Raw genomic sequence first — 11,509 nt, 5'->3', positions numbered from 1 at the left:
CCCCCGACCCCTCCCCCGCAGGGAGTGGAGCGGTATGAACCGACTACTTGTAACAAATAATAGCGGAGGCCTATGGCCTTCTGCTGGAAACAACCAAGCTTATTCCATAAAATCATATCACCCCCCTCCCTACGGGGGAGGGGTCGGGGGTGGGGCTTTTCTTTTCATTTTTATAATCTTATGAAACATTTCCATTTTCCACATTTCACCCTTATTTCCCTTTCTTCCCTCCTCTTCTCCTTTATCTTCCTCTTCGCCCTTTCCTCACACGCTGCCAACCATAAGGAGTACGCAGCAAAGGGCAGTAAGACAATAAAGGTATTTGATAAGACAAACGTTCATTATGCTCCGTCGAAGCTTGAAGGCTTTAATGCAGCCGATGCCGACGGCATAATACGTCTTGTCAACGGACGTATAATTTTGAAGAAAATCAACGTTCCGCACTACGAACGCAACGTCAAGGTGTACATAAAGACTACCGTAGCATCCAACGGCGACCGCTGGGACAAGTCGGGGTCGGTGTTCGTACTGCCCAAGAAGTCGGCTATCAACCTCATGACTATTGCCCAGGGCAAGAACAAGTTTCCTGCTGTCGACGCTGCGAAGTACGAGAAGTTCGTCGGTATCGTAGCCGGCAAGGACTATCTGCCTACTGTTGAGTTGATGCGATTTATGACTCCTTTCGGCGTAGGACATTTCAGCGGCAAGGACGACAAGCTCTCAGCAAAGCGCCGCCCAGTTTACATTCCTAAGTGGGCAGACTGCGTAGAGTGGCAGCAGGACATCACCGACCGCTACGCTGAGCTTGAAGGCGAGGCATACGTGGGCGTATTTATCGACACATGGACCGATGAAGGATATTTGGCAAGCGTCGAACTGCGTTTCAAGGAAAGTCCTATAAGCTGCGACCCTATGCCCCGCACTCACGTATTGCCACTCGTCAACACAGTATATTATATTGGTCAGGAGTATCCCGACCTCTTCGCTCGCAAGCCACTCGTAGCCGACTTCAATCTGCCTAAGGGTGCCAAGAACGTCAAGTTGAAGTATATCGTAACAGGACATGGCGGTCATGATGGCGGCGATGAGTTCACTCCGCAGGAGAATGTTCTGTCTATTGACGGCAACGAGGTGTATAAGTTCACTCCGTGGCGCGACGACTGCGCATCGTTCCGCCGCTTCAATCCCGGTACTGGTGTTTGGCTCGAAAAGCGCATTGCGTCGTACATAGGTCCCGACGGCAACTATACTGAGAAGGAAATAGAAGAACCTGTAGGTTCGTCAGACTTCTCACGCTCCAACTGGTGTCCTGGCTCGGATGTCGCTCCTGAGGACATTCCGCTCAACAGCATTACACCGGGTCGCCACTCTCTCAGCATCGCCATCCCCAAGGCTCAGCCTGTAAAAGGCAACGAGATGAACCACTGGCTCGTTTCGGCTTATCTGGTTTGGGAAGAATAATATAAAAACGAGAGTGTGTCAAAATAGGAGTTAGAGGAAGTTAAGAAGAAGTTAATCCATCTACGATGGATGGAAGTTAACAGACAAATGCTTTATTTTCAGCAATTTATACATATGTCCGCTCGCTCGGCTTTGCCGCTTGCCTTAGCAAGAACTTCTGTTAACTTCGGGCGAAGCCCAAACTTCTTTTAACTTCTATTTTGACACACTCTCGTTTGTTTTTACTCGTCAGATTAATATCCGACGTTCATTTTTATTTCACTTCAAACTTTCCGTTCTGGTCTACCACATAGCGCTTGCCTGTTCCACCTACAAGGACAGTGGCTGTGAACTGGCTTGTTGTAGCCTCAAGCTCCACGTTGCTGCCCTTTGGCAATGTAGTAAGGTCGGCATCGGTCAGTCCGAGCGATACTGTAGAACTTGTATAAGCCCCGGTCTTCTCACGCTTCTCAAACTGAGCATGGAACATCGCCCAGAGCAGCTTGTAAGCCTCCATGTTGTACGGACAGCGGAATTCTTCGGTGCCGGTGCCTACAACCTTGTCGGAGAACTGCAGGAATCCCCACTGGTTGGGAGCATGCATATTAATCTCGCCAGTAGGAGTCCACACCCAGTTTTCCTCAGGTCCACCCTTCTTGAGCCATTCTACACGCGAGAAGTTCAGTCGCCATGTGTTGCCGGCAACGAGCGGATTGGTGAAGTTGCGGGTAATAGCCTTATGCGGAATAGCCATCTCCACGGTCCATGATCGGTCTTTGTCCTTAGGCTTATTGAGCGTACCGTCGTGCTGAACCGCAAGTTTCAGTCCCGGACAATCCCACTGAACGTAGAAGTTGCCGCCCGAACGATAGGCACGGTCAAGCATAAGGTCGAACACAACACCACGTGCGTTGTTCTCAATCTCGAAGTAGCACTGTCCATCACCAGTAGGGTCGAGGAACACCTCAAAGTCGTTGTCGTGATAGATGATAGTATCGCGCTGCGTGAGGTTAGCCACGATGTTGGGTTCCTCCATCACAGCCGACACGTACAGATATTCGTCGTCCCACATCATTCGGGCCTTGGTGTCGTAAATAGGCTTGGGAAATCCGTCGCCGCTTATGTCGACAAACGATTCTGTATCGGCAGCTTTAGCCCACGACTTCTCGTTGAGCTTGCCGTCAATCTTAATCTTCTCGTTAGTACGATAGCACACATAATGTCGTGGAGTAGACAGTCGCTGTGCATATTTCTTAAGCAGTCCGTCCTGAGCAGAAGCGGGCATAGCGAAGGCAAAAGCAAGAGCTATTGCCGAAAGTATAGATTTGTTCATTTAATGATTAGTTTATTTAAATAGTTTGAAAACTGAAAGTTAAAAATTGAAAGTTGAAAATTGAAAATTGAGAATTATGATATCTTCAAAGGTAATCATAACTTTCAACTCTCAATTTTCAAGTCTAAACTGGATACCATTACTTCTCCAACAGGTCAGGACGCAATCGCTTTGTGCGTTCCATAGCCTGCTCCATTTCCCAGCTCTTGATTTTGGCTTCGTTGCCGCTCAGCAATATGTCGGGCACTTTCCATCCCTTGTAGTCGGCAGGGCGTGTGTAGATAGGAGCCGACAGCAGGTCGTCCTGGAAGCAGTCACTCAGAGCACTCTGCTCGTCACCTATCACGCCAGGCACAATGCGTACAATGGCGTCAGCCATTACAGCTGCAGCCAGCTCGCCACCCGTCAGCACGTAGTCGCCGATGCTTATCTCGCGAGTGATAAGATGGTCGCGCACACGCTGATCAATGCCCTTATAGTGTCCACAGAGTATGATGATGTTGCCTTTGAGCGAGAGGTCGTTGGCAATGTGCTGGTCAAACTGCTCGCCGTCGGGCGAAGTATAGATTATCTCATCGTAATCGCGCTCGGCCTTCAATGCCGAAATACAGCGGTCGATGGGTTCGCACTGCATCACCATACCTGCAAATCCTCCGTAAGGATAGTCGTCTACACGGCGCCACTTGTCGGCCGAGTAGTCGCGCAGATTGTGCAAGTGAATTTCTGCCAGTCCCTTCTTCTGGGCGCGGGCAAGTATCGATTCGTTAATAAAGCCCTCAAGCATTTCGGGCAATACGGTTATTATGTCTATTCTCATACGTGCAAATTTACACAATTTCGCTCATCTGACCAAGTTTTTCAGTCAACTATCTATAAAACATTGCCATTCATTACTCCATATGTTTGGCAGATAGAATAATTCACCGTACCTTTACACCTACATTCACCCCATCTAAAACAATACAAGCGCTTCAGAAACAAAAAAACAAAGCAATGCAATCAGATACAGACATACAACTGACAAACCACATACGCCAATTGGCTGACAAATACGAAACGGCAGAATTTCTCGCCGCCGACCCAAGCTCGTTCATGCACCTGGTGTCGGGAGCCGCCAACCAGGAGGCAATGGCATTCATCGCCTCGTGCCTGAGCTACGGCTCGCGCAAGCAGTTCTTCCCCAAGATACAGTTCGTGCTCGACGCTTCGGGGGGCGAAGTAGACCACTGGGTACGCTCGGGCGAATGGCAGAACGACATAGCCGACACCTCCGAGTGCTACTACCGTCTGTACACCCAGCACGACATGCACTGCCTGCTTGCCGCCTATAGCCACATGCTCAACAGCCACGGCAGCATGAAGGCTTACGTAGCAAGCTGCGCCACGACGGGCATTGAGGCTGTAGAAGCTATTTGCCGATACTTTGCCGAGCGCGGAGCCAGCAAGATAGTGCCTAAGAACACGTCGTCGGCATGCAAGCGTGTGTGCATGTTTCTGCGATGGATGGTACGGTCGGACTCGCCCGTCGACCTCGGACTATGGGCAGACGTCATCGACCGCCGCACACTCATCATGCCACTCGACACACATGTGGTACAGGAGGGCATGCGAATGGGACTGCTCAACAGTCGCACCGCATCAATGTCGACAGCACGCCGACTGACAGATGCTATGCTCCGGATTTTCCCCGACGACCCGACCAAAGGCGACTTCGCATTGTTCGGTCTGGGGGTTGACGAAGAAAAAGAACAACAATAATAACTAAAAACAAACAGCAAATGAAAAAGACATTTACACTATTGTGCCTGCTCATGCTCGTGCTTGTACAGGCTCCGGCACAGGTGCGCCGAACCATTGCCGTACTGGGCGACTCATATTCAACATTCCAGGGATTCATTCCCGAGGGCAACGCTATATGGTACTACTCACCAGCCAACAAACAGCAGACCGACGTGGAGCGCGTAGAGCAGACATGGTGGTGGCAAGTGATAAAGCAAGGCGGCTACAAAATGGGAATGAACAACTCCTACTCGGGTGCCACAATATGCAACACAGGATACAAGGATGCCGACTTCAGCGACCGCTCGTTCGTGACCAGATGCCACAATCTTGGCAATCCAGACATAATCCTTATATGCGGTGCCACTAATGACTCATGGGCAGGTGTAAAGATGGGCGAATATCAGTACAGCGACTGGCGACGTGCCGACCTCTACTACTTCCGACCGGCTATGGCAAAGATGCTCAACGACATACGCCAGTATTACCCCAACGTCGACGTTTACTTTATCCTTAACAGCGAACTGAAAGACGACATCAACAAATCAATAGATGAAGTATGCCACCACTACGACGTGCCCGTAATAAAACTCAAGGACATTGACAAGAAGAGCGGACACCCGTCGATAAAGGGAATGAAAAGCATTGCTGAGCAAGTTCTCAAAGCAATAAAATAAAAAATAAGCCACACACATTTTCAAAAATATTTCCACAATTCTAAAGTTGCCCTTTTGGCTTGCTAAAGTTGTCCTTTTGACATAAAGAACAAACTCATTAGCAAGTCAAAAGGGCTTCTTTCATTATCTACCTGTTCCGTTCTTCTGTTTTTGTCTTCGATTTTAGCAATCATTATTTATTTACAACACCCGTTACTTTGCACTTTAAAATTAAAAAACTAACTTTGCAACAGTTTAAACTTTATTATTTAAAACTCATTAATTGATATATCAGAACACTATGGAAAAGAAAAAGCTCATTACTGGGATAGTAGCGGGTGTGATAGGTTTAGCCCTCGTTGGCACTATTGCCTACCTTTATGTAAATCTTGACAGTCAAAGAAAAGAAAACAAGGCTATGCAAGAACTCGCCGACCTTGACAAGAAGGAGATGGAGAACGAGTATCAGCAGTTTGCCAACCAATACAGCGAGATGAAGACGCAGATAACAAACGACTCCATCGTAGCCCAACTCACCGCCGAGCAGGAAAAGACCGAACGACTGCTCAAGGAACTGCAGGACACCAAGTCGAGCGACGCACGCGAAATAGCACGTCTCAAGAAGGAACTGGCTACAGTACGCGCCGTATTGCGTAGCTATGTCATCGAAATTGACTCACTCAACCGACTCAACCAGAACCTCACTGCCGAGAACACACGCATCAAGGGACAGTATAACGAAGCTACCCGACAGATAGAAGGACTCAATACCGAGCGCGCAACACTCTCGGAGAAAGTGGCTATTGCCGCACAACTCGATGCCACAGGTATCTCAATGCAGCTGAAGAACAAGCGCGGTAAAGCTACCGACAAGACATCAAAGTGTACAAACATTCAGGTTAACTTCACCATAGCCAAGAACGTGACAGCACAGAACGGACAGAAGACATTCTATGTGCGCATCACCACACCAGCCGGAACAACACTCGGCGGTGGCGGATCATTCAACTATCAGAACCGCTCGCTCGAAGCAACAATGCACAAGACAGTGGAATACGGCGGACAGGAAATGGCTATAACTACTTACTGGAACGTGTCGCAGTCGCTGCTTGCCGGTACTTATCAGGTAAGCATCTTTGCCGATGGCAACATGATTGGCTCACGCAGTTTCACATTCAAGTAAGCCACCGAGGCTGACAAGCCGTACACTCCAACAAACAAACGAATATGAAACATAAATTTTTAATATTGGCCCTTACTACGCTTGCCACAAGCGCTCAGGCACAACAGACACTGACACTCGACAGTTGTCGCGCAATGGCATTGCGCAACAACAAGACCCTGTCGGCATCACGCCTGCAGCTCGACATGGCTCGCTACAACAAGAAAGCGGCCAAAACAAAGTATCTGCCGCACATAAGTGCGCTCGGCGGCTACGAACTGACAAGCCGCGAGATATCACTACTCAGCAAAGACCAGAAGTCGGCATTATCTAATGCAGGCACCAACACCACCGGTGCGCTGCACAACGACATTGCCGGCGCTCTGACCAACCTCGCCCAGCAGGGCATACTCACACCCGAACAAGCATCCAATCTCGGAGGCATGTTCGGACAGGTGGGCTCAAAAATCGGTGAAGCCGTCAACCATGTAGGACAGAACATAGTTGACGCTTTCCGTACAGACACACGCCAGATGTACGCCCTCTCAATAATGCTCACACAGCCCGTGTACATGGGTGGAGCCATAATAGCAGCCAATCGTATGGCTGCCATAGGCGAAGAGATGGCGCAGAACAACATCGAGGCTTCGACGCAAAACACACTGCACTCTATCGACCAGGCATACTGGACTGTTGTTTCTGTACATCACAAAAAGCAATTGGCCGAAAGCTATCTGGCTGTTGTCAAAAAACTCGACGACGATGTGAGCAAGATGATACGCGAAGGTGTTGCCACACGAGCCGACGGACTGAAGGTAGACGTCAAGGTGAACGAGGCAGAGATGTCGCTGACACAGGCCGAGAACGGACTGGCACTCGCCAAGATGCTGCTCTGCCAATTGTGTGGTATGGATGTAGACTCGGACATCACACTGGCTGACGAAAATTCCGAAAACCTCACGTCACAATCAGACGACACTCAGGCCGACCGCTCTGTAGCAATGGAGAACCGTCCAGAGCTAAAGCTTCTGCAGAATTCTGCCGACATGAGTCGCCAGGCCACCAAGCTGGTACGTGCCGCCTATCTTCCACAGGTGTTGCTTACGGGCGGATATGTAGCCACCAACCCCAACGTCTTCAACGGATTCGAACGCAAACTCTCGGGCATGTGGAATGTCGGAGTGATGGTGCGCGTACCGCTGTGGAACTGGATGGAGGGCACATACAAGGTGCGCGCAAGCCGAATTGCCACAACTATCGTCGAACTCGAACGCGACGACATTCGTGAGAAGATAGACCTGCAGGTGAGCCAGAGCCAATTCAAGGTTAAAGAGGCCAACCGCCGTCTGGCCATGGCAACGAAAAACGTAGAGAACGCTGAGGAAAACCTGCGTTGCGCCAACCTCGGATTCAAGGAGGGTGTAATACCAACTACCGACGTAATGGCTGCACAGACAGCATGGGTGCAGGCACAATCGCAGAAGATAGACGCCGAAGTAGACGTAAAAATGAGTCAAGTTAACTTAAAGAAGGCACTCGGTGTCTTGCAATAACAACACACATTATATATTATTATGTCAGAAAAATCGCAACATAAGAACATACTTATCACCATAGCATGCTCAACAGCTGTGGTGGCAGCAGTAGCTATCATCGGTTCGCTGTCGCTCAAACAAGAGCCAGAAACTATACAGGGACAGGTGGAAGTGTCGGAATATCGCGTGTCGAGCAAGGTGCCAGGACGCATTCTCGAACTCCGCGTTAAGGAGGGTGACTACGTGAACGTGGGCGACACGCTTGCAATTCTCGATGCTCCTGAGGTGCGCGCCAAGATGACTCAGGCACAGTCGGCAGAAAACGCAGCTTCAGCCATGGACGAAATGGCAAACAACGGAGCACGCAAGGAACAGGTACGTGCCGCATTCGCCGTATTGCAGCAGGCGAAGGCAGGTCTTGAAATAGCCCAAAAGTCGTACAACCGCGTACAACGTCTGTTTGACGAGGGTGTGATGACAGCCCAGAAGCGCGACGAGGCATTCGCCAACTACAAGGCAATGGAGGCACAAGTCAAGGCGGCACAGAGCCAGTACGACATGGCAGTGAATGGTGCCCGTATGGAAGAGAAGAAGGCAGCAGCCGCACAGGTAAACCGTGCTAAGGGTGCCGTAGCCGAAGTGAACTCTTACATCAACGAGACTATGCAGATAGCACAGATGGCAGGCGAGGTGAGCGATGTCTATCCTAAGGTGGGCGAACTCGTTGGAACTGGTTCGCCGATTATGTCAATATCAGTAATGAACGACCTTTGGGGAACATTCAACGTTCGTGAAGACCAGCTCAACGGCATGAAGATAGGCAGTGAGATCAAGGCTTTCGTACCCGCATACAACCGCGAGATCCGCATGAAGGTATACTACATCAAGGACCAAGGCTCGTACGCAGTATGGAAGGCCACCAAGTCAAACGGACAGTACGACCTCAAGACATTCGAAGTGAAGGCCCGCCCGATTGACAAAATCGATGGTCTGCGCCCGGGAATGTCATTGGTGCTGAAGAAGTAAAAAAGGCCTCTCCCCCAACCCCTCCCTGCTAGGGAGGGGCTGGGGGTAGGGCTTTTCTCTTTCCGATAGATTATCTCATAAACGATTTCCCCTAATCATTTTATTAATGTCTTTCACCAAACGAATCATACAAATCTTCTTACGCGAGTGCCGCCGACTGAAGGAAAATCACATATATCTGTTCTCGATGGTGATTTTCCCGATATTCGTGACCTTCTTCTTCACGTCGCTCATGAACGAAGGACAGCCGCAAGATATGCCCGTAGGTGTTGTCGACCTTGACAATTCTGCCACGACACGCAAGCTGACACGAATGCTCGACTCGTTTCAATCGACAAAGGTTGTGGCGCACTACACCAACTTTGAAGAGGCACGACTCGCTATGCAGCACAATGAAATATACGGTTTCCTGTATTTTCCACAAAACACTGCATCCAACCTATTGGCTTCGCGACAGCCCAAAGTGTCCTACTATTACAGCTACGCTTCGCTTACAGCAGGCTCACTCGTGTTTAAGGATCTTAAGACCGTAGCCACTCTCGGCACGGCAGGTGTAGGCAAATCAGTGATGTCAGCCAAAGGCTACACCGACAAACAGATTGCTACATTCCTACAACCCATCGCAATCGACCTGCATCCCGTAGGCAATCCATGGGTCAACTATAACATTTACCTCTCAACGATGCTCGTTCCGACATGTCTGTTGCTGTTCATATTCCTCGTAACAGCCTACTCTATGGGTTCGGAATTGAAGATGGACACAGCACGCGAACTAATGAAGTGCGCTGGCAACAACCCGTGCATAGCCATAATAGGCAAGATACTGCCACACACCATTATCTGGCTCATCATAATGCTTGGCTACCTCTACTACACGTTCGGCATTCTCCACTTCCCGCATCCTGGCGGTTGGGGCAGCATTATAGGCTTGGGGGTGCTGACAGTATTGGCTGCACAGGGCTTCGGCGTGTTCATGTTCGGGCTGTTCCCTTCAATGCGAATGGCAATGAGTATGTGCTCGCTGTGGGGCGTACTGAGCTTTTCAATGGTCGGAACAGCCTTCCCTATCCTTGCCATGGACCCAGCCCTGCAATCGCTGGCACAAATGTTCCCCATGCGCCACTTCTTCATCATATATGAGATTGTGGTGTTCGGAGGCAATCCATGGACCGATGTGGCGCTCAACGCAGCCGCACTCACTCTGTTCGCCTGCTCTCCCGTGTTTGTAATCATGCGCCTGAGCAAGGCTCTGAGAGAATATGTATATTTGGAGTAAAACTGTATTTAGATGAACAAGATAAGAACTTTCTGTGAAGACACGGCCAAAGTATGGCTTCACGAGATGCGCGACATGTTCAAGGACGAGGGTGCGCTTCTCTTCGTTATACTTTTGCCACTCGCCTACCCTATACTCTACTCGTGGATATACAACAACGAGGTGGTACGCGACGTACCAGTAGCTGTAGTGGACAACTCCCACAGTCAGACCAGCCGCGAGTTCGTACGCCATGTTGATGCGTCGCCCGACGTTCGTGTGGCTGCCTATTGCAACAACCTTGAGGAGGCAAGCCGACTCGTGGGCAAGCAGGAAGTGTACGGCATAATACTTCTGCCCGAAGACTTCGGCCACAACCTCGGACGCATGCAGCAAGCTCACGTCAGCGTGTATTGCAACATGGGCCTGATGCTTACCTATAAGGCAATATTCCAGACCTGTACGGCTGTGGCTGCCGATATGAACTCGCACATACAAATAGCCTTGTCGGGCAATTACACCAACCGCGACGACCAGCTCACAACGCAGCCCATGCAGATAACCGATGTACCTATATTCAACAATACAGGTGGCTACGGCAACTTCATATTGCCAGGCGTTCTGGTGCTCATCATACAGCAGGTGATGCTGCTTGGCGTAGGCATTGCCTACGGAACATCGCACGAGAAGCGCCGCTTCATACGTCTTGTGCCGATGTACGATCGTCGTTTCGGACTGGCACGCATCATGGTGGGTCGCACAATGGGATTCTTCGTGCTCTTCCTACTCATTGCAGCATGGGTATTGCTGGCGGTTCCTCGTCTATTCCACTTCGTGCAGATACTGCACGCATGCGACTTCGCCCTATTCATCGTGCCTTATCTGCTGTCGTGCATAGGCTTTGCCATCACCTTCTCTTACTTCGTACGCAAGCGCGAGAATGTGATGTTGCTCGTAGTGTTCACCTCAGTGCCCTTCCTCTTCATGTCGGGCGTGTCATGGCCAAAAAGCAATATTCCCGAAATGTGGCAATGGTTCTCATGGCTGTTCCCATCTACTTTCGGCATTCAGGGATTCGTCAAGCTTAACACACTCGGCGGAGTATTCGGCGACATCATACCCGAAATTAAGGGACTATGGATGCAAGCCATCGTTTACGGAGCATTGGCTACCGTAGTGACACGTTGGCAGGTAAGACGGGTTATGGAGAAATAAGAGTTTGCCGGAATAAAAACAAATAGGCAAACAATAGCATAGATACAACAAGGGCAACAAAAAACGACATTGTTTTTTGTTGCCCTTGTTGTATTATATATATTATAG

At 49.8% G+C, this 11,509-nt stretch carries 10 protein-coding genes; 8 read left to right on the top strand and 2 right to left on the bottom strand.

The genetic code is table 11. The features are described 5' to 3' along the window. Positions 1–180 precede the first annotated feature (180 nt). Positions 181–1,461, top strand: a complete 1,281-nt coding sequence (locus tag I6E38_RS13000; protein ID WP_235394398.1) for a PNGase F N-terminal domain-containing protein — start codon at positions 181–183, stop codon at positions 1,459–1,461. Positions 1,462–1,714: 253 nt separating this feature from the next. Here I6E38_RS13000 and I6E38_RS12995 read toward each other — a convergent pair whose 3' ends face one another. Beyond that, complete coding sequence (locus I6E38_RS12995) at positions 1,715–2,773, bottom strand: carbohydrate-binding family 9-like protein (RefSeq protein WP_235394397.1); 1,059 nt, start codon at positions 2,771–2,773, stop codon at positions 1,715–1,717. Positions 2,774–2,912: 139 nt separating this feature from the next. Continuing rightward, complete coding sequence (gene trmD, locus I6E38_RS12990) at positions 2,913–3,590, bottom strand: tRNA (guanosine(37)-N1)-methyltransferase TrmD (protein WP_235394396.1); 678 nt, start codon at positions 3,588–3,590, stop codon at positions 2,913–2,915. Positions 3,591–3,766: 176 nt separating this feature from the next. Here trmD and I6E38_RS12985 point away from each other — a divergent pair, with 176 nt between their 5' ends. The 7 genes from I6E38_RS12985 (at position 3,767) to I6E38_RS12955 (ending at position 11,401) form a co-directional block, all read left to right on the top strand. Next, positions 3,767–4,531 carry a TIGR02757 family protein gene (locus I6E38_RS12985; protein WP_235394395.1) on the top strand — a complete coding sequence of 255 codons (765 nt, stop codon included), beginning with the start codon at positions 3,767–3,769 and terminating at the stop codon, positions 4,529–4,531. Positions 4,532–4,551: 20 nt separating this feature from the next. Further along, on the top strand, positions 4,552–5,229 hold the full coding sequence (locus I6E38_RS12980; RefSeq protein ID WP_235394394.1) for an SGNH/GDSL hydrolase family protein: 678 nt from the start codon (positions 4,552–4,554) through the stop codon (positions 5,227–5,229). Between the two features lie 280 nt (positions 5,230–5,509). Beyond that, positions 5,510–6,391, top strand: a complete 882-nt coding sequence (locus tag I6E38_RS12975; RefSeq protein WP_235394393.1) for a hypothetical protein — start codon at positions 5,510–5,512, stop codon at positions 6,389–6,391. A 44-nt stretch (positions 6,392–6,435) separates the two neighbouring features. Further along, on the top strand, positions 6,436–7,923 hold the full coding sequence (locus I6E38_RS12970; protein ID WP_235394392.1) for a TolC family protein: 1,488 nt from the start codon (positions 6,436–6,438) through the stop codon (positions 7,921–7,923). A gap of 21 nt (positions 7,924–7,944) precedes the next feature. Beyond that, the gene (locus I6E38_RS12965; protein ID WP_235394391.1) at positions 7,945–8,931 is read left to right on the top strand and encodes an HlyD family secretion protein; all 987 of its coding nucleotides are present in this window, start codon (positions 7,945–7,947) and stop codon (positions 8,929–8,931) included. 106 nt (positions 8,932–9,037) lie between these two features. Then, positions 9,038–10,207 (top strand): ABC transporter permease, encoded by a 1,170-nt coding sequence (locus I6E38_RS12960; protein WP_235394390.1) that lies wholly within the window; start codon positions 9,038–9,040, stop codon positions 10,205–10,207. A gap of 12 nt (positions 10,208–10,219) precedes the next feature. Next, positions 10,220–11,401, top strand: coding sequence for an ABC transporter permease (locus tag I6E38_RS12955; protein WP_235394389.1), 1,182 nt, complete (start codon positions 10,220–10,222; stop codon positions 11,399–11,401). Positions 11,402–11,509 lie beyond the last annotated feature (108 nt).

It is taken from the genome of Leyella stercorea, from assembly GCF_021531355.1.
Classification (GTDB): domain Bacteria; phylum Bacteroidota; class Bacteroidia; order Bacteroidales; family Bacteroidaceae; genus Prevotella.
The sequence above is the reverse complement of the archived record's forward strand: the minus strand, read 5'-3'. Positions and strand labels throughout refer to the sequence as shown.

Coding starts and splice junctions, on each gene's coding strand:
- I6E38_RS13000 (WP_235394398.1), top strand. CDS start 181: ATGAAACATTTCCATTTTCCACATTTCACCCTTATTTCCCTTTCTTCC.
- I6E38_RS12995 (WP_235394397.1), bottom strand. CDS start 2,773: ATGAACAAATCTATACTTTCGGCAATAGCTCTTGCTTTTGCCTTCGCT.
- trmD (WP_235394396.1), bottom strand. CDS start 3,590: ATGAGAATAGACATAATAACCGTATTGCCCGAAATGCTTGAGGGCTTT.
- I6E38_RS12985 (WP_235394395.1), top strand. CDS start 3,767: ATGCAATCAGATACAGACATACAACTGACAAACCACATACGCCAATTG.
- I6E38_RS12980 (WP_235394394.1), top strand. CDS start 4,552: ATGAAAAAGACATTTACACTATTGTGCCTGCTCATGCTCGTGCTTGTA.
- I6E38_RS12975 (WP_235394393.1), top strand. CDS start 5,510: ATGGAAAAGAAAAAGCTCATTACTGGGATAGTAGCGGGTGTGATAGGT.
- I6E38_RS12970 (WP_235394392.1), top strand. CDS start 6,436: ATGAAACATAAATTTTTAATATTGGCCCTTACTACGCTTGCCACAAGC.
- I6E38_RS12965 (WP_235394391.1), top strand. CDS start 7,945: ATGTCAGAAAAATCGCAACATAAGAACATACTTATCACCATAGCATGC.
- I6E38_RS12960 (WP_235394390.1), top strand. CDS start 9,038: ATGTCTTTCACCAAACGAATCATACAAATCTTCTTACGCGAGTGCCGC.
- I6E38_RS12955 (WP_235394389.1), top strand. CDS start 10,220: ATGAACAAGATAAGAACTTTCTGTGAAGACACGGCCAAAGTATGGCTT.